Raw genomic sequence first — 26,130 nt, forward strand, 5'->3', positions numbered from 1 at the left:
GCATGCACGAATGACGGAAGGCGTCAGGGGGCGAAAATCGACCAGTTCATCATCCTGGCCAGTTTTTCCAAGGCGATCGACCCCAGCTTGGAATTGCCGTTGGCGTTCAAGCCCGGCGACCATACGGCGAGCGAAGCAACACCCGGCACGATCCCCAATATGCCACCGCCGACGCCGCTTTTGCCGGGAATGCCGACACGGAAGGCGAAATCGCCGGAACCGTCATAGTGGCCGCAGGTCAGCATCATGGCGCCGATGCGCCGCGCCCGCTCGGCAGACACCACGGAGTGCCCGGTTGCCGGGTTTCTGCCGCCATTGGCGAGGAAGCGGCCGGCCAGCGCCAATTGCCGGCAGCTCATGGCGATGGCGCAATGGTGGAAGTACACGCCCAGCGCCAGCTCCGGTGCATGGTTGAGATTGCCGAATGATTTCATGTAGTTGGCAAGCGCGAAGTTGCGATAGCCGGTGGCGCGTTCGGAAGCCGCGACCTCGCGGTCGATGATGATGGTTTCGTCATCGGCAAGGAACTGGATGAAGCGCAGGATTTCGCCGATCGCCTCGCGCGGCTGGTGGCCGGCAAGCAGTATGTCGGACACGACGATGGCGCCGGCATTGATGAACGGATTGCGCGGAATGCCGTTCTCATGCTCGAGTTGCACGATCGAGTTGAACGGATTGCCCGACGGCTCGCGTCCGACACGCTGCCACAGCGCGTCGCCGACATTGCCGAGCGCCAACGTAAGCGTAAACACCTTGGAGATGGACTGGATCGAAAACGCCTGGTCGGCGTCGCCGGCGACCAGCACGCGGCCGTCATTGGTCACGGCGGCAATGCCGAATTTCTTCGGATCGACCTTGCCGAGCTGCGGAATGTAGGTGGCGACGTCACCGCAATCGGTGCGCTCGGCCATCTCGGCGGCGACATCGGCCAGCGCTTGTTCAAGATCCGGCATGCTCGTCCCCGCTTTTCAGCCAGCGCTCGATGCGCGCCATCGCCTCGACCATGTCGTCATGGCTGCCGGCATAGGAAAAGCGCATCGTGCGGTGGCCCTGAAGTGGATCGAAATCGCGGCCGGGCGTCGCCGCCACATGCGCCCCGGCCAGCATCTTGCGCGCAAAGGCCATGCTGTCATTGGTATGCCGGGTAACATCGCAGAAAGCGTAGAAGGCGCCGTCCATCGGCGCCGCCAAGGGAAATCCGAGTTCCGGCAGGCGCCGCATCAACAGCTCGCGGTTCCAGGCGTAGCGCGCCTTTACCGCTTCCAGCTCTTGCGTCGCCTTGAAGGCTTCGATCGCCGCGATCTGCGACAGTTCCGGCGGCGAGATGTAGAGGCTCTGGGCGATGCGCTCGATCGGCCTCACCAGAGCTTCCGGCAGCACCATCCAGCCGATGCGCCATCCGGTCATGCAATAATATTTCGAGAAGGAATTGATCACCGTCACGCCTGAGCCATGGGCCAGCGCCGTGGTGTCGGGCGCGGCATAGGCCAGCCGGTGATAAATTTCGTCCGATATCACCGCGATGCCGAGTTCTTCGGCTGTCCTCACCAGTGCCGACAACTCGTCGACGGGAATGACCGCACCTGTCGGATTGGCCGGGCTGGCGAACAACACGCCCTTCAGCGGTTTTTCCCGGTGCGCCGATTTCAAATGTTCGGCATGAAGATAGGCGTCGCTGCCGAGCTCGATCTCGACGATCTGGATACCGAGCGCGGCCATGATGTTGCGGTAGGCCGGATAGCCGGGTGCTGCGATGGCGACGCGGTCGCCGGGATCGAACATCGCCAGGAATGCCAGATTGAAGGCGGCCGACGATCCCGTGGTCACGGCGATCCGGTTCGGCGCGACATCGATCCCGTAATGGTCGCCACAATGCGTCGCGATCGCCTTACGCAGATCCGCCAGACCGAGCGTGTCGGTATAGCCGATGCGTCCGATCCTCAGCGCATTTGCGGCTGCTTCCCTCACGCCCACGGGCGCCGGATCGGATGGCTGGCCGACGGCCATGGACACGACAGGCACGCCCGTCGCCTTCAGCCGGTTGGCTTCGGCCAGAATGTCCATGGCGTGAAACGGCTCGACTTCACCGCGGCGCGACAGCGAAACTACCATTTGACCTCAATCTTTCCGTCCGGCCCGCCGCTCAAAGCCATCAACCGGCGGCAGCGCCGCACAAATGCCCGATTGATGTGAGGATCACAAGTTCGCCTAGTTTCGGTGCCGTGACTTTTCATCGTTCGCCCGCTCGTTTACCAGTGGACCTCATGCTGAGCCGACCCAAATCGACGATGTCCAAATCTTCCATCGGGAAGACAGCGCGCGGCTTCGCGACGCTTTTGCTTGCCGCCGCCGTCGCTGTCACCGGCTCGGTGACGGCCTTCGCGCAGGCGGTGCCGGTCGTGCGCGATGCCGAGATCGAGGCGCTGGTGCGCGACTATGCGCGGCCGATCTTCAAGGCGGCCGGTCTTGCCAATGACGGTGTCGATATCGTTCTGGTCAACGATCAGAGCTTCAACGCCTTCGTTACCGGGCGCCGGCTGTTCATCAACACCGGCGCGCTGATGCAGGCCGAAACGCCCAACGAGATCATCGGCGTCATCGCCCACGAGGCCGGCCACATCGCCGGCGGCCATCAGCAGAAATTGCGCGACCAGCTCGAGCGCGCCAAGACCATGGCCATCATCGCCACGCTGCTTGGCGCCGGCGCCATCGTTGCCGGCGCCACCACCAACAGCCGCGGCCTTGCCGGCGCCGGCATGGGCGTGGCTGCGGGCGGCGGCGAGATGGCGCAGCGCAGCATTCTTGCCTACCAGCGCACCGAAGAGTCGACCGCCGACCGCTCTGCCATCACCTATCTCAATGCCACCGGCCAGTCCGGCATGGGCATGCTGAAGACCTTCGCCCGCTTCCAGAGCGCGCTGTCGCTTTCCGGCACGCAGGTCGATCCCTACCGCATCAGCCACCCGATGCCGCAGGAGCGCATCGCCAATCTCGAAGTGCTGGTCAAGCAGAGCCCTAACGTCGACAAGGTCGATCCGCCGGCACTGCAGCAGCGGCACGACATGATGCGCATCAAGATCGCCGCCTATATGGGCGGCCAGGCCGCCGCCACGCGGCTGATCCGCAAGGCCCCGGGCAGCCTCGCCTCGCGCTATGGCGAAGCGCAGATGGCCTATCTCTACGGCAATCTGGGTGCAGCACTGACCAAGGCCAATGCATTGATCAAGGAACAGCCGAAGAACCCCTACTTCCAGGAAATGCGCGGCGACATACTGATGAAGGCCAACAAGCCCAAGGACGCCGCGGACGCCTATGCCAAGGCGGTCAGCCTCGATCCGGTGAGGTCGGGCCTGTTGCCCGTTTCCCTCGGCCAGGCGCTGATGGCCATCGGCACGCCCGACTCGCTGAAGAAGGCGGTGGTGCAGATCAACAACGGTCTCGGGCGCGACAAGGAAAACACGGTCGGATACCGCTATCTCGCCCAGGCCTATGGCGAGCTTGGCAACATTCCGGCGGCGGAACTCGCCACCGCCGAGGGCCACTTTTATTCCGGCGATTACACGAATGCGAAAATTTTCGCCATGCGCGCGCAAAAAGACTTGAAGCGCGGCGAGCCCGGCTGGATTCGGGCGCAGGACATCATAAACTACAACCCTTCAGGCAAACTCAAGAAATGAACCTTTCGGTCGCCCGCGGCGACTAGGATAGACCGGAACCGGTAAAGAGGATGAGACGATGAACAAGGCAATATTGCTCGGCACGACGGGAGTGGCGGCTGCTCTTGCCATGCTCGCTTTCGGGTTCGTCGCCGGCAGTCCGCAGGTGGCCAAGGCCGGCACGGCGCAGACCGTGCAGACCGCCTCTGCCGACACCAAGATCGATCGCACTGAGGTCGAGGGCATTATCCGCGACTATCTCCTGAAGAACCCCGAAGTGCTGCTCGAAGTGCAGGAGGCGCTCGAGGCCAAGCAGAAGGAAGAGCAGCGCATAGCCAGCCTCGGCGTCATCGAGAAGGCCAAGTCCGAGATTTTCAACTCGACCTTCGACGGCGTCGTCGGCAATCCGAAGGGCAAGGTCACCATCGTCGAATTCTACGACTACAATTGCGGCTTCTGCAAACGCGCCATCGACGACATGCAGGCTCTGACAAAGGCCGATCCGGAGCTGCGCTTCGTGCTCAAGGAATTCCCGATCCTCGGGCCGGATTCGCAAAAGGCCAGCGTCGTCTCGATGGCTTTCCACCTGATGCATCCGGAGAAATACGGCGAGTTCCACAACGCCCTGCTCGGCGGCCAGGGCCGCGCCACCGAGGCGGCGGCCATCAAGGTTGCGCTGTCGCTAGGCGCCGATGAGGCGAAATTGCGCGAGAAGATGAAGGACCCGACCATCACCGAGGCCTTCTCCAAGACCTTCGACCTCGCCAACAAGCTGGCCATCACCGGAACGCCGTCCTATGTCGTCGGCAATGAAGTGGTGTTCGGCGCGCTCGGCCAGGAAGTGCTGGCCGAAAAGATCGAGGCGGCGAAAGCCGCGCTCTGATCTTGCACGCGAGCCTTCTCACGGGCACATTTCCGCCTGTTGTGGACAGTGAAAGATCGCACTTGTGCTCTTTCCGCGGGCGGCTATGCCCATTATAGAAGGCCCTGCGCGCCGGCTTGAGGCCGGCGTCGGAAAAGGTCGGCATTTTTGAAAACGATTTTCGTCCTGAACGGCCCCAACCTGAACGCGCTCGGCAAGCGCGAGCCGGGCATCTATGGCGGCAAGACGCTTGCCGCGATCGCCGACGACTGTAAGCAGGCGGGCGCCGCCCTTGGCCTCGAGATTGATTTTCGCCAGTCGAACCATGAGGGCGACCTCGTCGACTGGATCCAGGAAGCCGGCGACAAGGCAGCCGGCATCGTCATCAATCCGGGTGCCTACAGCCACACCTCGATTGCCATTCACGACGCCATCCGCGCTGTCGCGCCGCTGCCCGTCGCCGAAGTTCACCTCTCCAACATCCACGCGCGGGAACCATTCCGCCACGTCTCCATGGTCGCGCCGGTCGCTGTCGGCATGATCTGCGGGTTCGGGCCGCTTGGCTACTCGCTGGCGCTGCAGGCGCTGGCGGCACGCCTATGACCGGCCCACAAACAGAAGGCTCGAAAATGTCGATAAAGAAGACCGGTGTTGACCAGCAACTGATCCGCGATCTCGCGGGCATACTGAACGACACCAATCTCACCGAGATCGAAGTCGAGCTCGGCGACCTGAAGGTGCGCGTGTCGCGCCAGGCGCCGGCCGTCCACGCCATCGCCGCACCGCAGGCCGGTTATGCTCCGGCAGCGCAGCAGCCCGCGGCGGGCGCGGCTGCCGCACCAGCAGTGGCCGATCCGTCCAAGAACGCGGTCCCCTCGCCGATGGTCGGCACCGCTTATCTCGCGCCCTCGCCCGACGCCAAGGCCTTCATCGAAGTCGGCCAGAAGGTCAAGGAAGGCCAGACGCTGCTGATCATCGAAGCGATGAAGACGATGAACCAGATCCCTTCGCCGCGCGCCGGCACGGTGACGGCGATCCTGTTCGAGGACGGCCAGCCGGTCGAGTACGGCATGCCGCTCGTCGTGATCGAGTAGAGCGGGCCGGATGTTCCAGAAGATCCTCATCGCCAACCGCGGCGAAATCGCGCTTCGGGTGCTGCGCGCCTGCAAGGAACTCGGCATCCAGACCGTGGTCGTGCATTCGACCGCCGACGCTGACGCCATGCATGTCAGGCTCGCCGACGAAAGCGTGTGCATCGGTCCGCCGCCGTCGCGCGACAGCTATCTCAACATCCACCAGATCGTCGCAGCCTGCGAGATCACAGGCGCCGATGCCGTGCATCCGGGCTATGGCTTCCTGTCGGAAAACGCCAAGTTCGCCGACATTCTCGCCGCCCACAACATCACCTTCATCGGCCCGTCGGGCGACCACATCCGCATCATGGGCGACAAGATCGAGGCCAAGCGCACCGCAAAGCGGCTCGGCATTCCGGTTGTGCCGGGCTCCGACGGCGCCGTCACCGATCAAAAGAAAGCCAGGCGCATTGCCGCCGAGATCGGCTATCCCGTGATCATCAAGGCATCGGCAGGCGGTGGCGGGCGCGGTATGAAGGTCGCCCTTACCGAGGCTGACCTCGAGATCGCCTTGCAGACAGCGAGCACGGAAGCGGGAGCCGCCTTCGGCGACGATGCCGTCTACATCGAGAAATACTTGGAAAAGCCGCGCCACATCGAGGTGCAGGTATTCGGCGACGGCGCCGGCCGCGGCGTGCATTTCGGCGAGCGCGACTGTTCGCTGCAACGCCGCCACCAGAAAGTCTGGGAAGAGGCGCCCTCGCCGGCCCTCAACGCCGAGGAGCGCGCCCGCATCGGCAATATCTGTGCCAAGGCCATCGCCGACCTCGGCTACTCCGGCGCAGGCACCATCGAATTCCTGTACGAGAATGGCGAGTTCTACTTCATCGAGATGAACACGCGGTTGCAGGTCGAGCATCCGGTGACGGAGGCGATCACCGGCATCGATCTCGTCCACGAACAGATCCGCGTTGCCTCCGGCGGCGGGCTTTCGGTGCGCCAGGAGGACATCAAGTTCAACGGCCACGCCATAGAATGCCGCATCAATGCCGAGGACCCGCGCACCTTCACGCCTTCGCCCGGCACGATTACGCATTTCCACACGCCTGGCGGTCTCGGCATCCGCGTCGATTCCGGTGTCTATTCCGGCTACAAGATCCCGCCCTATTATGACAGCCTGATCGGCAAGCTGATCGTGCACGGCCGCAACCGCGTCGAATGCATGATGCGGCTGCGCCGGGCGCTCGACGAATTCGTCGTTGACGGCATCAAAACGACGCTGCCGCTGTTTCGCGACCTGGTCGGCAATGCCGATATCGCCAATGGCGACTACGACATCCACTGGCTGGAAAAGTATCTGGCCAAAGAGGAATAGCGCCCGACTTGCCGCTATGATGCCGCGATGACCCGTCCTTACGCTCCCGGCTATCGCATTCCGACCGACCTGTTGCTCAAGGCCTATGCCTCGGGCGTCTTCCCGATGGCCGAGAGCGCTTCCGACCCGGAAGTGTTCTGGGTGCGGCCGGAGACGCGCGGCATCATACCGCTCGATGGCTTCCACACGCCGAAGAGCTTGCGGAAGACAATTCGCAAGCACCCGTTCGACATCCGCTTCGATTTCGATTTCGAGGCGACGATCGACGGCTGCGCCGAAAAGCGCGAGGAGCGCCGCTCGACCTGGATCAACGCGCCGATCCGCGAAGCCTATATCGAGCTGCACCGTCTGGGGCACTGCCATTCGGTCGAGGCATGGCGCGAGGAACGGCTGGTCGGCGGCCTCTATGGCGTCTCGCTCGGTCGCGTGTTCTTCGGCGAAAGCATGTTCGCCCGGGAAACCGACGCGTCCAAGACCTGCCTGTATCATCTGGTCGAGCGGCTGAAGGCGCGCGGCTTTGCCCTGCTCGACACGCAATTCACCACTGAGCATCTCAAACGCTTCGGCGCGGTCGACGTGCCGCGCGTCAAATACGAGAAGATGTTGGCCGACGCGCTGAAGGGCGAAGCCGTTTTTTATCCCTGACCGGAGACCGAGCGGCCGAGCCGGCTCGACCGGTGAAAGGGGTCAGCCCTTCGCGGTTTCCATCGGCGTCTGCGAATGGAACATCATCTTCCAGCCGTTGACACGATGAACATAGCCGGTGCTAACCAACGCGGCGTAGGGCTCGCCGTTTTCTCGTGTCGCATGAGCCTCATAGGTCAGCATGATAATGTCGCTGCCGGGCTCGATGATACCCTTGAGGTCGATCTGAAGGTCGCGCCAGCGGTTGGGCTTGGTCGCGGTCTTGGCCAGATCGGCATTGTCCATTGCCTGTGCCATCTCAGGAAATGCTACCAGGCATTCTGTGTCGACATTGGCGGCGTAGTAAGCTTCGTCGCCCGTCCAGAACCCCTTTTCGAGTTCGAGCAGGTCGTCTTTGCTGGCCGTGATCCGTTTGCTGTCCGACATCAGAATATCCTCCAAGCGCATAAATGCGTCATCGTCCATGGCCCAACGCATAGTTGCCACCACGGTTCCGGAGGATCAGTTGGTGTTGGTCGCGTCAGGTTCCGTAGGGTCCGGCTGTTCGGCGGCCGGAGCAGCGGCGGGCTTTGGCTTGGACGTGTCGACCTTGGGCGTCTCGGCATTGGCCGCGTCGGGCGGCGGCACATCCGACTTCTGCTTGCAGCCCTTTAGCCAGACGTCATAGACGGCGTGCTCGACGGCGTTTAGGCCGGGGCTCTCGGCGAACATCCAGCCGGTGAAGATGCGGCGGATCTTGCGGTCGAGCGTGATTTCGTCGACTTCGACGAAGGAATCGGTCTTCGGCTCTTCATTCTCCGGCCGCGAATAGCAGATGCGCGGCGTCACCTGCAAAGCGCCGAACTGCACGGTTTCGTCGATGTAGACATCGAAGGTGATGATACGGCCGGTGATCTTGTCGATGCCGGCAAATTCGGCGACCGGATTGGTGATGCGATCGGAGATTGCGGGTGCTGCCGCAGGCGCCTGCGCCGCGGCAAACGCTGTCGGGAACATGGCGACAGCGCCAATTGCCGCCAGTCCGGCCATCGATGTCAGGCTGAAAATGTTCATGCGGAGATACCGGTGGTTTGGGCCCGGGTGATTCTGTCACGCCCAAGGCTATTCGCCGTTGTCATATCAGCAAGCAGCTAAACGCCAATTGTGGCGACAAAGGACCGGCCGGCGGTCAAGAACCAGGCGTCCACGCATCGTAGTCGCCCGTCACCTGCGGACGGTGCTGATTGGTGAGCACGGAACCCTTCGGGCGATAAGCCGCCGGTGTTCCCGTGAGGTTCGGCTCATGCGCCTTTTCCCATTCGCGCGGCCGATAGTCGTCGCTTGGCGGCGCCACATCGACGCGGTGATGCATCCAGCCGTGCCAGCCCGGAGGGATCGCCGACGCCTCCGAATAATTGGCGTAGATGATCCAGCGGCGGGTGCGGCCTTCCGAATCGACGCCGCCTTCGTAGTAGACATTGCCGGCCCCATCCTGGCCGACCTTGTTGCCGTGGCGCCAGGTGTGAAAACGGGTTCCCAGCGTCTGGCGGTTCCACCAGGTGAAAAACTGCAGAAGGAAAGTTTTCATTCAGATCCTCGCGGGCGCGCGGCGGTGGCTGTTCCCTGCTTATGGCGTCAGGCCTTGGCGAAGGCAAGGGTTTTGCGGCGCCTGCGGCACTGACGGCATGCCCAAACGCTCGGTCATTGGCCGATCCATTTCGCACCTGCGAACCGACGCTTGCCAAGCCGGCTGCGTCTTCCTAAAGCTCTCATCGCCCGGCGCTGCCGCATGACCCCGAAAATCGAAATCGATTTTCGGAAAGGATCATGCGCAAACCAAAGTGCTACAGCGTCCTTTGCGCGTCCACGGGACGCGCGGCGCTGTAGTCAACGCCGGCTGCGGGAGGTGAGGAATGGCCTTAGCTGTCGCCAGGATCAGTGCGGAGACAATACGCGCCCGCAAGGGCGGCGTGCCGGTCGTATGCCTTACCGCTTACACCTATCCCGTCGCCCGCCTGCTCGACGATCATGTCGACCTTCTCCTGGTCGGCGACAGCGTTGCCATGGTGCTGCATGGCCACAAGACCACGCTCGGCGCCTCGCTGGAGATGATGATCGCCCATGGCCAGGCCGTGATGCGCGGTTCGTCAAAGGCCTGCGTGGTGGTCGACATGCCGGCCGGCAGCTACGAGACTTCGGCCGCGCAAGCCCTTGCCTCGGCGCGCCGCATCTCTGAGGAAACCGGCTGCGAGGCGGTGAAGCTGGAAGGCGGCGTCGAAGTCGCCCTCCAGATCGCCGCAATCGTCACGGCCGGCATTCCAGTGATGGGCCATATCGGCTTGCAGCCGCAATCGGTGGAAAAGGACGGTGGCTACAAGATCAAGGGCCGCACGCCGGAGAATGTGGCCGCGCTCATGCGCGACGCCGACGCGGTCGCAAAGGCCGGCGCGTTTTCGCTGGTCATCGAAGGCACGGTCGAGACCGTTGCCGCCGACCTCACCCGGCACATTACCATTCCTACCATCGGCATCGGCGCCAGCCGCGATTGCGACGGCCAGATCCTGGTCATCGACGACATGGTCGGCCTGACGGTCGACCGGGTGCCGAAATTCGTCAAGGAATACGCCGATTTGCGCAGCGCTGTCGCCGATGCCGCGGCGCGTTATGCGGCGGAGGTGCGCAGCCGCACCTTCCCCGGGCCGGGCCACGTCTTTTCAGCCGCGAGCGACAAGGACAAGGCATGAACCGGCCCCCCATCCGCCAGCCGCTCGTCGTCGACACCGTGCCCGGCCTTCGCGCGCAGATCCGCGAATGGCGGCGCGAAGGCCTGAGCGTCGCCATGGTGCCGACCATGGGCGCTTTGCATGACGGCCATATCTCGCTGGTCGGGGCTGCGCTCGCAACGGCCGATCGCTGCGTCGTCTCCATCTTCGTCAACCCGGCCCAGTTCGCCCCCACTGAAGATCTCGACAAGTATCCGCGGCAGCTGGCCCGCGATCTCGACCGGCTGACCGAGGCCGGCGCACAGCTTGCCTTCACGCCTACGGTTTCCGAAATGTATCCGGCAGGCTTTGCGACGAAGATTTCGGTCGGCGGCCCGTCTTCTGGCCTGGAATCGGATTTCAGGCCGACCTTCTTCGAGGGCGTCGCCACGGTCGTGGCCAAGCTCTTTCTGCAAGCCCTGCCCGACTACGCCATCTTCGGCGAAAAAGACTACCAGCAGCTTTGCGTCGTCCGAAAGCTCTGCCGCGATCTTGACCTTCCGGTGGAAATCGTCGGCGCGCCAACCGTGCGCGATGCGCATGGCCTGGCAATGTCGTCGCGCAACGCCTATCTCGACGCCGCCGAGCTCGACGTCGCGCGACAGCTCAATGTCATCTTGCGCCAGACGGCGGCAGCGCTCGCGGCCGGTGCCGATGAAAACGGCGTGACCGGTAAAGCCACTGCCGCGCTTCTCGAGGCAGGCTTCGACAGCGTCGACTATGTCGCCGCGCGCGAGAGCCTGACGCTCACCTCGTGGCGGCGTGACGGCGATGGCCGCCTGCTTGCCGCGGCGTGGCTTGGCAGAACCAGGTTGATCGACAATGTGGAAGTTTACTCATTTATTCCCTGAAAAATTCCAATTCCGTTCACTTTGATTTGTATCGCAGAGCGGCCCGAGCGCTCTTAGACAACGGCTCATCAGGTACGTTCTGGCCAGCCCGTAAGCGCTCACGATACACCGAACGCCGCTGTGAGACGTTTCACAGACGTAACCAAGCCGGCTATGTTGTGTGCGACCCCAGGCAGAGACAGTGTGTGACCTGCCACTACGCTGCAATCCTTACGAGGCTCTACGTGTCTGTCCAGGCCAACATAGTCGGTCGCGCCCTGCCGCAGATCGTCGAGGCAATCTACGATTCGATTGTCGATGTCGGCCGTTGGCCATCGACGCTTGAATCAATCTGCAAATTGGCGCTCGGCCGGCTTGCCATGCTGGCGGTCGTCGATACGGCGAGAAACTCGGCCCGGTTTTCGACTTCCTGCGGCGATCCGGTTCTGCTTGAGCCGCTGCAGCGCGACTACGCCTGCGAGGTGCCCTTTTTCAAGGCGGTGCCGAAGATGGAAGTCGACATACCGTTGACCGTCGACAGCGTCTACGCCCTGCAAGGCCCTGACGCCCGCCAGAACTGGCTCGAAAGCCGCATCGTGCGCGAGTGGGTGGAACCCAACCGTCTCGACGATTTCTTCTGGGTAGCGCTGATGAAGCAGCCGGCGCGCACCGGCACGCTGATGGTGGTTACCGACAAGGACAGGCCCCAGATTTCAGCCAGGGATATCGACCTGATGTCCAGGCTCGCCCCCCATGTCCGGCGTGCGGTGACCATCGGCGACCTGTTCGAGGCCGAGCGGCGCAAGGCCGACATCTTTCGCTCGATCCTTGAGAGCCTCGACCATCCAGTGCTGATCGTCGCCGACGATATGCAGATCATTTTCGCCAATCCGGCAGCCGAAGCCCTGCTCACCGAAACCGCCTCAGTGTCCTCGGTGCGCGGCCAGCTGTCCTTCGCTTATGCCAACGCCAACACCGCCATCGGCCGCGCCGTCCAGCTCGGCACGCGCGACGAATTCGCGCTCGGACCGTCCGGCATCAACATTCCGCTGGTGAAGGCCATGTCTCCGGCGGTGGCGCATGTCATGCCTCTGGCGCGACGCGACATTTCGGCCCGCATGTCGCCGCGCGCCGCCGCGGCCATCTTCATTGCCGCCGCCGGCGCCGCATCAGTGCCGGCGCTGGAAGCGATCGCTGCGCTGTTCGGACTGACCGCAGCGGAAAAGCGTGTCGCCGGCCATGTCGCCGCCGGGCTGACACGGCGTGAAATCGCGGCTGCCAGCGGCGTCTCGGACGGCACCGTCAAATCACAGCTGGCAACCATCTTCGACAAGACCGCCACCGGCGACCAGCGAGAGCTGGAACTCCTGATGCGCGAATTGACGCCGCCGCTGCGCTCGGCCTGAAGCCATACTCGGAGCCAATCATCAAATTTTTCAACTATTTGCCGGTACGCAGGCGTAATCCACAATACCAAGCCGGCATCGTTGCAATTCGGCCAAAATCATGGTGCGGTTCTGCTCCGGTCCGGAGACGGTGCATCGTGCACGACCGGACGTGGAAAACCATTTCCTGGGCGGTCCCCGAACTTGATACCGACACGAATTGAACGGCTGCTGCCTTACCTCTTCCTGCTGGCCCTGCTTTGCATCGCGCTCGCTTTCCGTCCGCTACTGCCGGTCGACGAGACGCGTTATCTCAGCGTCGCCTGGGAGATGTATCTCGGTGGACATGTCTTCGTACCGACGATGAACTTTGCGCCCTATCTGCAGAAGCCGCCGCTGTTGTTCTGGCTCATCGATCTCGTCTGGAACATCTTCGGTGTGAGCCGCGCGGCGGCGATGCTCGTCATCTTCGCTGCCTCGTCGCTGGTCATCTGGCTGACGACACTTCTGGCCAAAACCCTGTTTCCCGAGCGCCCGGAAATCGCCAGTCGCATCCCCTGGCTGGTGGCCGGCAGCACCGTCTTTGTCATCTATTCGACCCTGATCCTGTTCGACATGCTTTTGACGGCCTGTGTGGTCGCCGCACTGCTGGCGTTGCTGGGCTTCGCCAGGACCGGCAACCGCTGGCAGGCGGTGCTGGCGGGTCTCTTCATCGGGCTCGGCGTGCTGGCCAAAGGCCCGGTCGTGCTCATTCACATCGGCGCGCCCGTCCTGCTCTATCCCCTCTGGCGTGACCGGCGAGCCGGCCTTGCCCCTTTGCAGTTCTTTGCCGGAGCCGGCCTGGCAATTCTCGCCGCCCTTGTCCCGGTCGCTATATGGCTGGCGCCCGCGACCATCCTGACCAAGGGCAGTTTCGTCTACGATCTCGTCTGGAACCAGTCGGCAGGTCGGGTTACCGGAAGCCTGCACAATTCGCATGGCCGGCCGTTTTACTTTTACCTGATGCTGTTGCCGCTCATGTTCGTGCCCTGGGCCTTTATCCCCCCGGTGTGGCGGCTGAGGCCGGTTGCCCGGATACGCAGCCTGATCGACACCAAATCCCCGGATCTGCGTGCCCTGCGCCTGCTGTCGTTCTCGTTCATTGCGGTGCTGCTGGTCTTCAGCGCCATATCCGGCAAGCAGCCGCACTATGTCGTGCCGGCACTACCGTTCGCGACCATTCTGCTGGGCTATTTCATGGCCGAGATTTCAGTCGCCAGGCTGAGGGCGACGGCCTTTGTCATGCTTGCCCTTTTCGCCATCGGCCACGCCGCCGCCTCGGCGACCGTGTTCAAACGCTACGATCTCACGCAGCTGGCGAGCTTCATCGACGAACGAAAGGACGCCGACTGGGCCGTCGCTTACGACTATCAGGGCGAGGTCGGTTTCCTTGGGCGAATAGAGAAGCCATTCGAGAACGCCGACAAGCCTGAGGAATGGCTCAAGTCTCATCCCGGCGGCTACGTCATCGAAAAGCAATCGAAAGATCCGGGCACATCCGAACAGATCGCCTTCCGGCAGCCGGTGGAACGCGGCTATCTGGTCGTCCTGAAGGGACAGCACTGAACGTTTCGCCGGACGCCTATCCCAGCGGCTTCTCGAAGATCAGCGCCGGCAACCCCGAACCGCCGCCGCAATCGGCTGTGCTGCCGACCGGCAAAAATCCCTTCGAACGGTAGAAGGCGATGGCCGGCACGTTGGCCTCTTCCACCTCGACGCGCAACCTGTTCGCCTCGGGAAAGCTGGCTTCGACCTCGTCCAGCAAGGCCTGGCCGATGCCTTGCCGCTGGCAGGCCGGCAGTACATAGAGCTGGTTCAGCAGCACGATCTTCGCATCCGTCGTTGCGGCGGCAAAAGCCATGCCGCCGATACGCTTGCCGTCATCGGCGACCAGGAATTCCGAGTTCGGCCTTGTCAGCCGCGCCTTGAGCGAGGCGATCGAATGCCAGTCGTCGGTAATTTCGGTCACCCGCTGGGCGCCATAGATCGTGTCGTAGGTTGCGTGCCAGGTTTCGACCAGCAGCGCGCGGACGGCGGCAAGGTCACGTTCGCTGGCGGTGCGGACGAACATTGTTCTATTCGATACCGAGCTTGGCCTTGACCAGATCGTTGACCGCCTGCGGGTTGGCCTTGCCGCCGGTGGCTTTCATCACCTGGCCGACGAACCAGCCGGCCATGGTCGGCTTGGCGCGAGCCTGCTCGACCTTGTCGGGGTTGGCGGCGATCACCTCGTCGACCGCTTTCTCGATGGCGCCGGTGTCGGTGACCTGCTTCATGCCGCGGCTTTCGACCAACTGGCGCGGATCGCCGCCCTCGTTCCAGACGATCTCGAACAGATCCTTGGCGATCTTGCCGGAGATGGTGCCTTCCTTGATCAGGTCGATCACGGCACCGAGCTGCTCCGGTGTTACAGGAGCATTTTCAATGCCCTTGCCGGCCTTGTTAAGCTGGCCGAGCAGGTCATTGATGACCCAGTTGGCGGCAAGCTTGCCGTCGCGGCCCGAGGCCACCTGCTCGAAATAGTCGGCGATCGGCTTTTCCGACACCAGGATCGAGGCGTCGTATGTCGACAGGCCAAGTGAGGAGATCAGGCGCGCCTTCTTGTCGTCGGGCAGTTCCGGCAACTCCTTGGCCAGCGCGTCGACATAGGCCTGGTCGAACTCCAGCGGCAAAAGGTCGGGATCGGGGAAGTAGCGGTAGTCATGCGCCTCTTCCTTGCTGCGCATCGAGCGCGTCTCGCCTTTGACGGCGTCGAACAGCCTGGTTTCCTGATCGATCTTGCCGCCATCCTCGAGGATGGCGATCTGGCGGCGCGCCTCGAACTCGATGGCCTGGCCGATGAAGCGGATCGAGTTGACGTTCTTGATCTCACAGCGCGTACCGAATTCGCCGCCGGGCCTGCGAACGGAGACGTTGACGTCGGCGCGCATCGAGCCTTCGTCCATGTTGCCGTCGCAAGTGCCGAGATAGCGCACGATGGTGCGCAGCTTGGTGACATACGCCTTGGCCTCGTCGGCGGAGCGCATGTCCGGCTTGGAGACAATCTCCATCAGCGCCACGCCGGAGCGGTTGAGATCGACATAGGACATGGTCGGATGCTGGTCGTGCATCGACTTGCCGGCGTCCTGCTCCAGGTGCAGGCGCTCGATGCCGATCTCGATGTCCTCGAACTCGCCCTGCCGGTCGGGACCGACCGAAATGACGATCGTGCCTTCGCCGACGATCGGCTGCTTGAACTGCGATATCTGGTAACCCTGCGGCAGGTCGGGATAGAAATAGTTTTTCCGGTCGAACACCGACTTGTGGTTGATCTGCGCCTTCAATCCGAGGCCGGTGCGGATCGCCTGCTTGACGCATTCCTCATTGATGACCGGCAGCATGCCGGGCATGGCCGCGTCGACCAGACTGACATTGGCATTGGGCGCCGCGCCGAAAGTCGTCGACGCCCCGGAAAACAGCTTTGCTTCCGAGGTCACCTGCGCATGAACCTCGAGGCCGATGATGACCTCCCAATCGCCGGTGGCGCCGGGGATAAAACGTTTGGCGTCGGGCGTGCGGGTATCGATAAGGGTCATGGTGGCCTGCGCTTTTGGCTCGCGAAAACTGCGATTTTCGCGAATTTGGGTAATCGGTCTTCGCTAGTGCAAACCGCTTCGCGAGACAAGCGCCCAAAGCAGCGCAGAGCAGCGGGCTGGCTTTTCAGCCGCTTTCGGCCGCTCGGCACCGATAGAATGAACGCCGCCGGCCGGTATTCCGGTCGGCGGTCCTTTCGTCAGGTCAGGCCGTTGCGATATAGGCCCTGATTTCGTCGGCCTCGCGCTCGACATCCTCGATGCGGCGCTTGACCACGTCGCCGATCGACACGATGCCGTCGAGCAGCCCATCCTTTTCCACCGGCAGATGGCGGAAACGGCCTTTGGTCATGATCTCCATCACCTCGTTGACCGTGTGGTTCTCGTTGCAGATCTTCACTTTCGGCGTCATCGCCGAGCGTACCGTTATATCAAGTGCGGCAGCGCCTTCCCTGGCAACGACCCGCACGATGTCACGCTCGGAAAGGATGCCGACGATCTTGCGATCGCCATTGGTGATGACCAGTGCACCGATCTTGTGGTCGGCCAGGATTCGAATGGCTTCGCTGAGCTTTACATTCGGCCCGAGCGTGAACACGTCATGGCCTTTTCTCTCGAGAATTGCCTTAACCGTCATGGCGTCCTCCTCCTCCTGCTTGGCTAGCCAGCTCCCGCCCTGACCGGCTTCACATAAGAGTGAACATCGTGCGCCGTGATCGGTTGCTTTTCAAGTGTGCCAGTGGGGTGGGCCAGTGGGGTGCCCCAATAGAGTGCGCTAGTCGGGGGTGCGCTGGTCGTCGGGGATCTCCCATTCAGGCGCCCGCCAGCGCCGGTCGAACCAGCGCAACCCGAAGAAGCCGGCGACGAGGCCGCCAATGTGCGCTTCCCAGGCGATCTGGCCGGGTTCTCCGAGCCCGAGACCGTAAAGGCCGGTGGCGAGATTGATGACCATCCAGGCGCCGAGAAAATTGACGACGCCGCGCATGCGCAAAACGATTGCGATCGGCAGCACGGGACCGGCAAATGCCGCCCTGCCGGAGGAGCGGTCGGTACGGAACCCGAAGCGAGCCGCCGCACCCATCATGCCCGATATCGCCCCGGAAGCGCCGACCAGCGGTGCTTCGCCATATGGATGGACCGCCCAGAACAGCACCACCGCGGCCAGCCCGGTGGCGGCGAAAAACAAGGCGAACCAGAACCAGCCGAGACGGTTGGCCAGCGGCGACCCGAAGGCGGCCAGCGCAACCATGTTGATGGCAATGTGGGCAACGCCACCATGCATGAAGGCATAGGTGAAAGGACGGGTGAAGAGGAACCAGTCGAAACCGTATTGGCCGGTGTAGAGGACCGGAATGAAGGCGCCGTCGGTGAGCAATGTTATCTGCTGCTCTTCGGTCAGCACATATTGCTGCAGCAGGAAGACGGCAACGCAGATGCCGATCACCGCCAGCACCGCCGGTGGCAGGTTGAACACCGGCTCGCGGCGCGGCGGCGGCGCCTCCTCGGTCTGTTCGGTCTCCAAGGGGCCGGCCGGTTCGCTCATATGCTCTGATCCAGGGATTTGCGTGTCGCGAGCATCTAGGCCATGCCCGGACAAATCACAAACTACGAATCACAAAGCGCGAATCACAAACCGCGAATCAAAAAGAAGCCGTCCAAGGTTTCCCTTGAACGGCTGGTCGAGCCCCCTGCTCCCCTAAAACTATTGACCGAAGTGCTGTTGGTCGTCGCGAAACGACCGCTTCTGGAGTGGTTTTGGTGTGCCATGGCGAGCCTGTGCGCGCAACGTAAACCATTTGTTAACCTTAACGTCCCCGACCCGTGAACAAGTCTTAACGACGCTGGCACGCATCCTGCTCCGGAACGCATGTAGGTCATCGGAGGGCGCCCTTTCTGTTCACCGATGGGACCATCAGACGGCAGAATGCGCGGAGTTTCATAGCATGAACCAGAACGGATCAATCGCGCTGTTCCATTATTGGAATCGCCTGCGTGGTGGACGTCCTGCCCCAAAGCGTTCGGAGGTCGAACCGGCCGACATCAAGGCGCTTTTGGCCGACACCTTCATCCTGGAAAGGGATACGCGCGGCGAAGCGGTGTTCCGGCTTGCCGGCACCAGGCTTTGCGCCGGCTACGGCCGCGAGCTCAAGGGGTTTTCGTTCCCCTCGCTATGGCGTGAGAAGGACCAGCGGCTGGTGTCGCGCCTCATTCACGGCGTTTTCGAGCAGAAATCCGTGGTGTCGATCACTTATGAGGGATTCAGCCGCAACGGCCGTTCCAACCACTTCGAACTGCTTGCGCTGCCGCTCGATGGCGGCGTCGAGAACCCGCGCTGCCTCGGCGTCATCAGCGCCGTGGAAAAGCCGTTCTGGCTGGGCGCCGACCCGATCACCGATGCGCTGATCGATGCCATCCGCGTCATCGATCCCGACAAGGACCCGATGTTCCTGAAAAACCGGCCGGAAATATCCGTTCCGTCGTTGGCTCCCGAACTCGAAGCGCCGGAGACCATCTCGGCGCTCGGTCGGTCGCGCCGTATCCGCCACCTCGTCGTGTTCGACGGCGGGCGCGAGCAATAGTCTCCAAGCCGGCGCTAATCTTAACTATCGGGGGCCCACTTTTCCCCTTTGTTAACCTGCTTGGCTGTAGTTTTTGCCGAGATTCCACGCACGACGCGGGAATGCCAACGGGGTGTAGGCAGTCATGAGGTCAGCGGCGGTCGAATACGCACCGTCCCGCGCCGAAAGGCGTAACTTTCAGCGCGTCCGGGTCAAGATCTACGGGCGCTTCATGCTGGAGGACCGCACCGAGCACCCTTGCCAGGTCGTCGACATGTCGCCGGGCAATGTCGCGTTGCGCACCGAGCGCGTCGGCATGCCGGGCGAAAAAATCATTGCCTATATCGATCATATCGGCCGCATCGAGGGCGTGGTGACGCGCACCTCGCAGGACGGCTTCGCCATGACCGTCATTGCCTCGGATCGCAAGAAGGACAAGCTTGCCGCGCAGTTGACCTGGCTCGCCAACAAGCATGAACTCGACCTGCCGGAAGACCGTCGCCACGAACGCGTGGCGCCGCGCAACCCGACAAGCGTCCTGCAACTCACCGACGGGCGCCAGTATCAGTGCCGCATCATCGACCTGTCGCTGTCGGGCGCGGCGGTCGAGATCGACGTCAAGCCGGCGCTCGGCATCCAGGTCATGCTGGGCACCATGCGTGGCCAGGTGGTGCGTCATTTCGAGGATGGCGTCGCCATCGAATTCGCCGTCATCCAGCGCCCGGAAACGCTCGATTCCGAGTTCAACGCCCCGCGCGCCTGAACGATCGGCAACAGGCAGCAAAAACGAACCGGCCCTGCGCGGCCGGTTTTTTGTTGCCGGCGTTCCGCCTGCCTCTCCAGCTTGTAGCGGCACGCAGCAAATCCACGGCTCCACCCGGAAATCCGCGCCCCGACACCGCGGTTTTACGCCGAGACCTGAACGATTTTATATTAAAATAGGTCAAATTTTACGCGTATTCTATTGAGCTTTTACTCAATGTCTACTTCGGGTTTTTGCGTCAAATAAATCCAGCGCTGTCATTGTCTCCTCAAACGGGGAGACTGACCAATGGCGAAGATTTGGGGCAAGCTGTTGCTCTTGGCAATGGCGATGCAGCTTTCCGCTTGGGGAACGGCGCAAGCAGCAGGACCGGCCTACATGCACACTGGCGGCCGCACGACACAGCCGGTCGGTCACTACGAATTCTGCCAGAAGCTGCCGCAGGAGTGCGCTCAGCGCACGCCGAAGCAGGCACCGGTCGAACTGACCCGCAAGCTGTGGGCGGCGATCGTCGACGTCAACAATTCGGTCAACACCCGGATCGTGCCGCGCACCGATATGGAAATTTGGGGTAAGGAAGAGGTCTGGTCCTATCCCGACAGCGGCTTCGGCGACTGCGAGGACTATGCGCTGGAGAAGCGCCGCGAATTGATGGCGCTCGGCGTTCCCGCCGGCAATCTCTTGATGACCGTGGCGCGCCAACAAAATGGCGACGGCCACGCGGTGCTGACCGTGCGCACCAGCCTCGGCGAGTTCATCCTCGACAATCTGGAGTCCAAGGTGCTGTCCTGGACCGACACCGACTATACATACCTGAAGCGCCAGTCCGACCAGAATTCCGGCGTGTGGGTGACGATCAACGACGGTCGCGCCGACGCGGTTGCCAGCGTCCGCTAGGACGCCATCACAGAGGTCAAGCACATCGAATAATGCGACGTGCCTAACGAGAAAGCCCGGTCGAGTCCCCACCCTCCCCGTCCCCAACGACCGGGTTTTAAGGAGCCGGCCCCGTCCCCGGGCCGGCTCCACCATTTCTGGACCATGATCCCGAACCGGAGGACCGCGTCAGCGAAAGCGAGAAACGATTTTTTCTGCGCTGACCTGCCGTTCGGAAAAGATCATCGTCAAACAGGAATAGAGTTCAGGCCTCTTTCAGCCCGGCCTTGAAGCGCTTGCCGTTGGCGACATATTGCGCGGCCGAGGCGCGCAGCTTGGCGACCGCGGCATCGTCCAGCGTCCTGATCACCCGCGCGGGGGAGCCGACGATCAGGCAATTGTCGGGGAACTCCTTGCCTTCGGTGACCAGTGCGCCGGCGCCGACCAGGCAATTCCTGCCGATCCTGGCGCCGTTGAGCACGATGGCGCCCATGCCGATCAGGCTGTTGTCGCCGATCGTGCAGCCATGCAGCAAGGCGCGGTGGCCGATCGTGCAGCCCTGCCCGATCCTCAGGGGAAAACCGGGATCGGTGTGCATCACCGTGTGTTCCTGGACATTGCTGTCGGCACCGACGACGATCGCCTCGTTGTCGCCGCGGATGACTGCGCCAAACCAGAAGCCGGCATTGCGGCCGACGCTGATGTCGCCGATCAAGGTCGCATCGGGCGCAATCCAGTTGCTGCCGGCATCCTCGAAGCGGGGCGCTTTTCCGTCGATTGCATAGGTCGGCATTTGCAGTCTCCGATTCGTCGCAGGCCGGGACAAACCCTAGAACAATCCGAGGAAAACCGCGTGCCGGTTTTCCCCCGCAATTGCCTCAAGGCAAATACCGCGCCAGCGATTCCACCGAAAGCTGAAGCGCACCAGGAGAGCCAATGCCCCAGGAGGCAATGGCGATCAGCACGATGCCCAGCGCCAGCGCCCAGGCGATCACCGTGCAGCCGCAGGACACCAGCATCAGCATCGAAATACGGCCTTCGCGCCGCGCATCGAGCGCATCGTTGGCGAGCATGAACGGACCGGCGCAAGCGGTCGCGGCCAGCGAGCGCAGGATGTACGCCGGCGACACATAAGGCTCGGCAAAGGCAAGCCGGCGGCCCGCCGCCAGTTCCATCACGGACCCGGTAAGCCCGCAGGCAGTGAGGCCGACGGCAGAAGCGAAGAGAACGGGCAGCAGCAGGCTCATCTTTACCTTCCGTTTACCATGAGATCGCACAGTCGCGTCCAGCGCAGCAAGAGCCGTGCCACGGCATGTGTGCCGCCCAGGGACAGACGGCGGCGACGATGGGGATTGCGATGAAGCAGGCAGCGACCGCCGAAGGGTTCAACGTCGTCGATTCCGTGCTGATGAAGCGGGTGTTCTATGCCTTTGCCGCACTGGCGCTGCTGTCGCTGGCGATCAGCCTTGGCGGAAAATGGTTCGGCCGCTCGATCGCCATGGCCGGCTACACCGACGACACCACAGTCCACAGGGTGGTGATTGGCAACAATGTCATTGCCGTGCCGGCCAACGCCATCCGCTTCCTGCAGGCGCGGCGCGACGGCATCGCTTCGCGCCTCGACCTTTATCTGCGCTATCCCCAGATGGACGGCTACAGCGAAGCCGCACGCGAGGATTTCAACCACACGGGCACGGCCAAGAACATCATCTTCCTGTCGTTCGAACCGCAGATGATGTCGCGCGACATGAGCGGCCGTTTCGTGCCGATCTATAGCGCGCTCATAAGCCAGCCCGGCGCGCCCGGCCCCGGCGGCACGACGATTTACGGTTTTACGGAAAAATCAGGCTATCTCAACGAGGTGCTCGCGGTCGCCGGCCGGGCCGGCAAGGACCCGTTCGTCGCCCGCTGCCTGAGCGGACCGAGCGCCGAGGAATCGCTGGCGCCCTGCGAGCGCGACATCCAGGTCGGCGACAGCCTCAGCCTGACCTACCGCTTTCCCCGGGAGTTGCTGGGCAACTGGCCGGCGCTTGACGCCGCTATCGTCGCCGAGGCCACGCGCGTCCTGAAGACGGGGCGCTAGCCTGCCTCTGTTCGGGCGAAGCGAAGCGGCGCAGAAGTTACGAACGTTGGCGGGACAGCACCCCCCTCTGTCCTGCCGGACATCTCCCCCGCAAGGGGGGAGATTACGCCCCCATCACTACTTTCGCCAATTATCGAGGTTGCAGAAGAAGAGCCGAGGAACTGCCGATCTCCCCCCTTGCGGGGGAGATGTCCGGCAGGACAGAGGGGGGTGGGAAGGATCGCCGAGGCTTGCTCTTCATCTCCCCACTTCGTTGGAGATAGGCAACTCCGATCCCCAGTTCCGCGATCAGGCCAGATCGATGTCGAGGATCGCCATCGAGAAATTATAGTCGCCGTCGTCCTCGTCCTTGAAGACGATGCCGAGGAACTCGTCGCCGACATAGACCTCGGCCGAATCTTCCTTGCGCGGCCGCGCCTTCACCTCGAGTTTGGGATTCTGGAAGACGCGCTTGAAATAGGCGTCCAGCTTTCTGATTTCGTCCGGCTTCAAAAGTCTTCTCCGATCGTCGGGCTTGCTCGTTGGAACGCGCTTCTGGCACGTCGACAATGGCGATGTAAAGGCAAGCCGGCTGGATAGAACGCGAACCCTGGGGCCGGATGATTTCAGGTCGAATCCAAATCCGCCTCTAAATCAAGGAGGTAGAGCATGATGTCGTCCGAAAACCGCCTCACACTTTTCGGCATCATGCTTCAGAGGCAACGGCGCCGGCAACCGGACTTCAGTCCGGCGCGCCGGGTGTTGCAAATCAGATGTCGAAGCTGACGACCTGGTCCATCGATTGCGACGGCAAAAGCTGGTCCATCTGGCGCGAAGGCTGGTCGCAGCCGGTCTCGCCGACGACGCGGGCCGGTACGCCGGCAACCGTCTTGTTGTGCGGCACCGGCGACAGCACGACCGAGCCTGCCGCGATCTTCGAACAATGGCCGATCTCGATATTGCCGAGAATCTTGGCGCCGGCGCCGATCAGTACGCCGTAACGGATCTTGGGGTGGCGGTCGCCGCCGGCCTTGCCCGTGCCGCCCAGCGTCACGCCGTGCAGGATCGACACATCGTCCTCGATCACCGCCGTCTCGCCCACGACGAGGCCGGTGGCGTGGTCGATGAAGATGCCCTTGCCGATGCGGGCGGCCGGGTTGATGTCGGTCTGGAACACCGAGGACGAGCGGCTCTGCAGATAGAGCGCGAAATCCTTGCGGCCCTGATTCCACAGCCAATGTGCCAGCCTGTGCGTCTGGATCGCATGGAAACCCTTGAAATAGAGCACCGGCATGATGAAGCGGTCGCAGGCCGGATCGCGGTCGTAATAGGCCTGGATGTCGACACGCACGATCGACGACCATTCCTTGTCGTCGGCCAGCATCGACTTGAACGTCTGGCGGATGAGGTCGGAGCCGATGTCCTGATGCGCGAGCCGCTCGGCGAGCCGATGGATGACAGCTTCCTCCAGGCTCTCCTGGTTGAGGATGGTCGAATAGAGGAACGCCGCCAGAAGCGGGTCGCGGTTGACCGCTTCCATCGCCTCGTCGCGGACCGAACGCCAGATCGGATCGACCGGCTGGACCATTGTGGGGCGAGAAATGCTGATGCTGTTCATCGACGTCTTGTCCTGCGTCCTGGCCGCTTGCCTATTCTCCGGCGGCACATATAAGCCAGATCATAGCACGATTGAACTCAATTTTCCTTAGTGCTCGGTGAAATGGATTTGGTTCACGGAAATTCAAGCCGCCATGGAAAACGAACCCTTGATCGACGCTCCGCTGAAACGCGCGCTCTCCGCGCTCTATCAAGCTCCGGATCGCCACTATCACAACCTCGCCCATATCGAGGCGTTGCTGGCGCTGGCGGACGAATATCGAGCATCGCTGCATGATTCCGGCGCCGTCGAAGCCGCAATCTGGTTCCATGACGCCATATATGACAGCCGCGCCAAGGACAACGAGGCCAGGAGTGCAGCACTTGCGCAGGACAAACTTGCCGCCCGCACCGATCCGGAGCGCCTCGGCCGCATCGCGGCGATGATCGTCGCCACTGCCACGCATGAACTGCCCAGCCTTCAACCACGGGGCCTTGCCGATGAGAACGCCCTCCGCGACGCAGCGCTTTTCCTCGACATGGACCTGGCGATACTGGGTGCGTCAGCCGACGCTTTCGACGCCTATGAACAAGCGGTCCGACGCGAATATGGCTGGGTCGAGGAGCCTATGTGGCGCGCCGGCCGCGGCGCGATTCTCAAGACTTTCCTCGCGCGCCAGCATATTTTTCACACGCAGGAATTCCGCCACAGGTTCGAGCCCCAGGCCAGGCAAAACCTGGCGCGGTCTCTAGCAACGCTCAAATCCTAATCCGGAAATGTCTCCATGCGCTGCGCATAGGCTTTGAAACCGGCGCGCCGGTAAACCGCTTGCGCGCCAGGGTGATCGAAGGTGTCGGTGTGAAGCCAGACCCTTTGCGGCGCATGCAACCAGACGGCGCGAAGCGCCTGGTCGAGCAGGAATGGCCCAAGCCTGCGGCGGTGGAAGACGGGGATCAGCCCGAAATGAACCAGCTCGACCTCAGGCTGGCCGACGCCGTTGAATTCGCACAGGCCAGCGGCCACGCCCTCGAGGCGCAGCACGTGGATATGTGTCGAGGGCAGCGCCAGCAGGCGCTCGAGGTCTTCCGCCGGCATGCGCAGCCGCTGGTCCCATTGCACGGGCTCGCCGACCGCGTGGTAGAGGCTGATATAGTCGGCCACATCAAGTGTTTCACGCGCCACCGTGGCGCCCGATAGCGGGCAGTCGAAAGCCGGCGCCGAATTCGGTTCGCGCATGTCCATATAGGTGACGAGAAGGTCAACCAAAGCGGCACCGCCTCCGGCTGCAAGCTAGACGAAGATCGATCACCTGAAGGCGCCAACGGACTTGGTGGCCGCCCAAACAAAGAACAGGCCGATCACCAACGACAGCTCGTTGAGGATGATACCGACGATGCCGAGGACACGATTGTCGTTTGAACGTCCCAGTGCCATCAAGCCAAAAACCACGCCGGTGATGTGCGCCAGCGGCGCCGCAACGAGAAACACCACCAGAAAAACCCCGCCGAGGACGTTTTGAGCGGCCAGCGACGCCTCGCCTGGCATCAACGCCAGCGTGACCACCGCCGCAAAATCCATTGCGAACGCCAGCAGGGCCAGGATCACCGAGCGTTTGCCCAAGCTGCTCCGCCCCGCCACGCCGGGCATTGCTATCGTGCTTCTTCCCCATCCGGCCATTACTCGTCCCCGATCAGGTGAAAGCGCCTATCGTCGATGCCATTGCCACAAGCAGCAGGAAGCCAACCGCCAAGGAGCCGCCGTTGAGCAGGATGCCGACGACCCCAAGCACGCGGCTATCGTTCGAACGCACCAGCGCCATCAGCCCGAAAATCAATCCGGCAATATGCGCCAACGGCCCTGCCAGCAGGAAAACCGCCATGAAGAAACCCGTGGCGATGTTCTGGGCACGCTCGGATGCGTGGGTCGGAAGCGCCACCATTGTGGTCAGCGCTATCACACCGGCACCGAAGGCGAGCAGCGCCAGGATGACGGAACGCTTGCCGAACTTGCTTGTCACGACGGCGCCCGGCAGAGCGTCGGCGCGTCTTCCCCATTGTGCCATTGTTTGCCACCCCTCGCCGGCCGCCCAATTCATA

31 protein-coding genes are annotated in these 26,130 nt (G+C 62.6%); 15 read left to right on the forward strand and 16 right to left on the reverse strand.

The genetic code is table 11. The annotated features are described in order from the left end of the window. Positions 1–23: 23 nt before the first annotated feature. Positions 24–953, reverse strand: coding sequence for a glutaminase (locus tag AC3CCE_RS20020; protein ID WP_023691223.1), 930 nt, complete (start codon positions 951–953; stop codon positions 24–26). After that, a complete protein-coding gene (locus tag AC3CCE_RS20025) occupies positions 940–2,112 on the reverse strand; it encodes a pyridoxal phosphate-dependent aminotransferase (protein ID WP_023725769.1) in 1,173 nt (390 codons plus the stop codon). Before AC3CCE_RS20025 ends, AC3CCE_RS20020 begins: the two co-directional genes overlap by 14 nt. A 152-nt stretch (positions 2,113–2,264) precedes the next feature. On the opposite strand from AC3CCE_RS20025, the gene AC3CCE_RS20030 reads away from it, so the two are divergent. From AC3CCE_RS20030 to aat, 6 genes are all read left to right on the forward strand, one after another. Further along, the gene (locus AC3CCE_RS20030) at positions 2,265–3,677 is read left to right on the forward strand and encodes a M48 family metalloprotease (RefSeq protein WP_023691221.1); all 1,413 of its coding nucleotides are present in this window, start codon (positions 2,265–2,267) and stop codon (positions 3,675–3,677) included. A 58-nt stretch (positions 3,678–3,735) separates the two neighbouring features. Further along, on the forward strand, positions 3,736–4,539 hold the full coding sequence (locus AC3CCE_RS20035) for a DsbA family protein (RefSeq protein WP_023667484.1): 804 nt from the start codon (positions 3,736–3,738) through the stop codon (positions 4,537–4,539). A 147-nt stretch (positions 4,540–4,686) separates the two neighbouring features. After that, the gene (gene aroQ, locus AC3CCE_RS20040; RefSeq protein WP_023667485.1) at positions 4,687–5,121 is read left to right on the forward strand and encodes a type II 3-dehydroquinate dehydratase; all 435 of its coding nucleotides are present in this window, start codon (positions 4,687–4,689) and stop codon (positions 5,119–5,121) included. Positions 5,122–5,147: 26 nt separating this feature from the next. Then, entirely contained in the window at positions 5,148–5,612 is a 465-nt protein-coding gene (gene accB, locus AC3CCE_RS20045; RefSeq protein ID WP_023681496.1) for an acetyl-CoA carboxylase biotin carboxyl carrier protein, read from the forward strand. 10 nt (positions 5,613–5,622) lie between these two features. Next, positions 5,623–6,966 carry an acetyl-CoA carboxylase biotin carboxylase subunit gene (gene accC / locus AC3CCE_RS20050; protein WP_352625801.1) on the forward strand — a complete coding sequence of 448 codons (1,344 nt, stop codon included), beginning with the start codon at positions 5,623–5,625 and terminating at the stop codon, positions 6,964–6,966. A gap of 27 nt (positions 6,967–6,993) precedes the next feature. After that, the gene (gene aat / locus AC3CCE_RS20055; RefSeq protein ID WP_023681498.1) at positions 6,994–7,611 is read left to right on the forward strand and encodes a leucyl/phenylalanyl-tRNA--protein transferase; all 618 of its coding nucleotides are present in this window, start codon (positions 6,994–6,996) and stop codon (positions 7,609–7,611) included. Between the two features lie 42 nt (positions 7,612–7,653). Here the strand turns inward: aat and AC3CCE_RS20060 are convergent, their stop codons facing one another. The 3 genes from AC3CCE_RS20060 to AC3CCE_RS20070 all read right to left on the reverse strand — a co-directional run bounded on the left by AC3CCE_RS20060 (position 7,654) and on the right by AC3CCE_RS20070 (position 9,178). Continuing rightward, a complete protein-coding gene (locus AC3CCE_RS20060) occupies positions 7,654–8,037 on the reverse strand; it encodes a hypothetical protein (RefSeq protein WP_023667489.1) in 384 nt (127 codons plus the stop codon). Positions 8,038–8,112: 75 nt separating this feature from the next. Then, the gene (locus AC3CCE_RS20065; RefSeq protein ID WP_023681499.1) at positions 8,113–8,664 is read right to left on the reverse strand and encodes a DUF2155 domain-containing protein; all 552 of its coding nucleotides are present in this window, start codon (positions 8,662–8,664) and stop codon (positions 8,113–8,115) included. A 115-nt stretch (positions 8,665–8,779) separates the two neighbouring features. After that, a complete protein-coding gene (locus tag AC3CCE_RS20070) occupies positions 8,780–9,178 on the reverse strand; it encodes an NADH:ubiquinone oxidoreductase subunit NDUFA12 (RefSeq protein WP_023710575.1) in 399 nt (132 codons plus the stop codon). A 325-nt stretch (positions 9,179–9,503) separates the two neighbouring features. On the opposite strand from AC3CCE_RS20070, the gene panB reads away from it, so the two are divergent. From panB to AC3CCE_RS20090, 4 genes are all read left to right on the forward strand, one after another. Next, complete coding sequence (panB, locus tag AC3CCE_RS20075; protein ID WP_023681501.1) at positions 9,504–10,334, forward strand: 3-methyl-2-oxobutanoate hydroxymethyltransferase; 831 nt, start codon at positions 9,504–9,506, stop codon at positions 10,332–10,334. After that, on the forward strand, positions 10,331–11,203 hold the full coding sequence (panC, locus tag AC3CCE_RS20080) for a pantoate--beta-alanine ligase (protein ID WP_444849040.1): 873 nt from the start codon (positions 10,331–10,333) through the stop codon (positions 11,201–11,203). The genes panB and panC overlap by 4 nt, the downstream gene beginning before the upstream one ends. Before the next feature lie 224 nt (positions 11,204–11,427). After that, positions 11,428–12,588 carry a helix-turn-helix transcriptional regulator gene (locus AC3CCE_RS20085; RefSeq protein ID WP_023738939.1) on the forward strand — a complete coding sequence of 387 codons (1,161 nt, stop codon included), beginning with the start codon at positions 11,428–11,430 and terminating at the stop codon, positions 12,586–12,588. A gap of 183 nt (positions 12,589–12,771) precedes the next feature. Beyond that, positions 12,772–14,172: an ArnT family glycosyltransferase gene (locus AC3CCE_RS20090; protein WP_050485847.1), complete on the forward strand. Its 1,401-nt coding sequence runs from the start codon at positions 12,772–12,774 to the stop codon at positions 14,170–14,172. Between the two features lie 16 nt (positions 14,173–14,188). On the opposite strand, the gene AC3CCE_RS20095 is transcribed toward AC3CCE_RS20090, so the two are convergent. The 4 genes from AC3CCE_RS20095 to AC3CCE_RS20110 form a co-directional block, all read right to left on the reverse strand. Next, positions 14,189–14,677, reverse strand: a complete 489-nt coding sequence (locus tag AC3CCE_RS20095) for a GNAT family N-acetyltransferase (RefSeq protein ID WP_352513670.1) — start codon at positions 14,675–14,677, stop codon at positions 14,189–14,191. A gap of 4 nt (positions 14,678–14,681) precedes the next feature. After that, complete coding sequence (gatB, locus tag AC3CCE_RS20100; protein ID WP_352513669.1) at positions 14,682–16,181, reverse strand: Asp-tRNA(Asn)/Glu-tRNA(Gln) amidotransferase subunit GatB; 1,500 nt, start codon at positions 16,179–16,181, stop codon at positions 14,682–14,684. Positions 16,182–16,383: 202 nt separating this feature from the next. Continuing rightward, positions 16,384–16,815 (reverse strand): CBS domain-containing protein, encoded by a 432-nt coding sequence (locus AC3CCE_RS20105; RefSeq protein WP_023667498.1) that lies wholly within the window; start codon positions 16,813–16,815, stop codon positions 16,384–16,386. 138 nt (positions 16,816–16,953) lie between these two features. Then, the gene (locus AC3CCE_RS20110; protein WP_352513668.1) at positions 16,954–17,721 is read right to left on the reverse strand and encodes a rhomboid family intramembrane serine protease; all 768 of its coding nucleotides are present in this window, start codon (positions 17,719–17,721) and stop codon (positions 16,954–16,956) included. A 400-nt stretch (positions 17,722–18,121) separates the two neighbouring features. On the opposite strand from AC3CCE_RS20110, the gene AC3CCE_RS20115 reads away from it, so the two are divergent. The 3 genes from AC3CCE_RS20115 to AC3CCE_RS20125 all read left to right on the forward strand — a co-directional run bounded on the left by AC3CCE_RS20115 (position 18,122) and on the right by AC3CCE_RS20125 (position 20,396). Beyond that, positions 18,122–18,757: a PAS domain-containing protein gene (locus tag AC3CCE_RS20115; RefSeq protein WP_023695380.1), complete on the forward strand. Its 636-nt coding sequence runs from the start codon at positions 18,122–18,124 to the stop codon at positions 18,755–18,757. A 124-nt stretch (positions 18,758–18,881) separates the two neighbouring features. Beyond that, complete coding sequence (locus AC3CCE_RS20120) at positions 18,882–19,499, forward strand: PilZ domain-containing protein (protein ID WP_023667501.1); 618 nt, start codon at positions 18,882–18,884, stop codon at positions 19,497–19,499. Between the two features lie 288 nt (positions 19,500–19,787). Beyond that, positions 19,788–20,396: a transglutaminase-like cysteine peptidase gene (locus AC3CCE_RS20125; RefSeq protein WP_352513667.1), complete on the forward strand. Its 609-nt coding sequence runs from the start codon at positions 19,788–19,790 to the stop codon at positions 20,394–20,396. Between the two features lie 244 nt (positions 20,397–20,640). Here the strand turns inward: AC3CCE_RS20125 and AC3CCE_RS20130 are convergent, their stop codons facing one another. Further along, a complete protein-coding gene (locus AC3CCE_RS20130; RefSeq protein WP_352513666.1) occupies positions 20,641–21,168 on the reverse strand; it encodes a gamma carbonic anhydrase family protein in 528 nt (175 codons plus the stop codon). An 85-nt stretch (positions 21,169–21,253) separates the two neighbouring features. Further along, a complete protein-coding gene (locus AC3CCE_RS20135; RefSeq protein ID WP_352513665.1) occupies positions 21,254–21,622 on the reverse strand; it encodes a DUF6949 family protein in 369 nt (122 codons plus the stop codon). A gap of 110 nt (positions 21,623–21,732) precedes the next feature. Here AC3CCE_RS20135 and AC3CCE_RS20140 point away from each other — a divergent pair, with 110 nt between their 5' ends. Continuing rightward, positions 21,733–22,458, forward strand: coding sequence for a hypothetical protein (locus AC3CCE_RS20140; protein ID WP_352513664.1), 726 nt, complete (start codon positions 21,733–21,735; stop codon positions 22,456–22,458). A gap of 288 nt (positions 22,459–22,746) precedes the next feature. Here AC3CCE_RS20140 and AC3CCE_RS20145 read toward each other — a convergent pair whose 3' ends face one another. Beyond that, positions 22,747–22,950: a DUF3126 family protein gene (locus tag AC3CCE_RS20145; RefSeq protein ID WP_006200852.1), complete on the reverse strand. Its 204-nt coding sequence runs from the start codon at positions 22,948–22,950 to the stop codon at positions 22,747–22,749. A 256-nt stretch (positions 22,951–23,206) separates the two neighbouring features. After that, positions 23,207–24,055 carry a serine O-acetyltransferase gene (gene cysE, locus AC3CCE_RS20150; RefSeq protein WP_023667506.1) on the reverse strand — a complete coding sequence of 283 codons (849 nt, stop codon included), beginning with the start codon at positions 24,053–24,055 and terminating at the stop codon, positions 23,207–23,209. A 133-nt stretch (positions 24,056–24,188) separates the two neighbouring features. On the opposite strand from cysE, the gene AC3CCE_RS20155 reads away from it, so the two are divergent. Further along, complete coding sequence (locus AC3CCE_RS20155) at positions 24,189–24,803, forward strand: HD domain-containing protein (protein WP_352625794.1); 615 nt, start codon at positions 24,189–24,191, stop codon at positions 24,801–24,803. On the opposite strand, the gene AC3CCE_RS20160 is transcribed toward AC3CCE_RS20155, so the two are convergent. The 3 genes from AC3CCE_RS20160 to AC3CCE_RS20170 form a co-directional block, all read right to left on the reverse strand. After that, positions 24,800–25,300 carry a GNAT family N-acetyltransferase gene (locus AC3CCE_RS20160; RefSeq protein ID WP_352625792.1) on the reverse strand — a complete coding sequence of 167 codons (501 nt, stop codon included), beginning with the start codon at positions 25,298–25,300 and terminating at the stop codon, positions 24,800–24,802. The two genes, AC3CCE_RS20155 and AC3CCE_RS20160, sit on opposite strands and share 4 nt — an antisense overlap. Positions 25,301–25,339: 39 nt before the next feature. Continuing rightward, the gene (locus tag AC3CCE_RS20165; protein ID WP_352625790.1) at positions 25,340–25,654 is read right to left on the reverse strand and encodes a hypothetical protein; all 315 of its coding nucleotides are present in this window, start codon (positions 25,652–25,654) and stop codon (positions 25,340–25,342) included. A gap of 70 nt (positions 25,655–25,724) precedes the next feature. Further along, positions 25,725–26,096: a hypothetical protein gene (locus tag AC3CCE_RS20170; RefSeq protein ID WP_352625788.1), complete on the reverse strand. Its 372-nt coding sequence runs from the start codon at positions 26,094–26,096 to the stop codon at positions 25,725–25,727. Positions 26,097–26,130: the final 34 nt, after the last annotated feature.

The organism is Mesorhizobium sp. P160187, assembly GCF_057766425.1.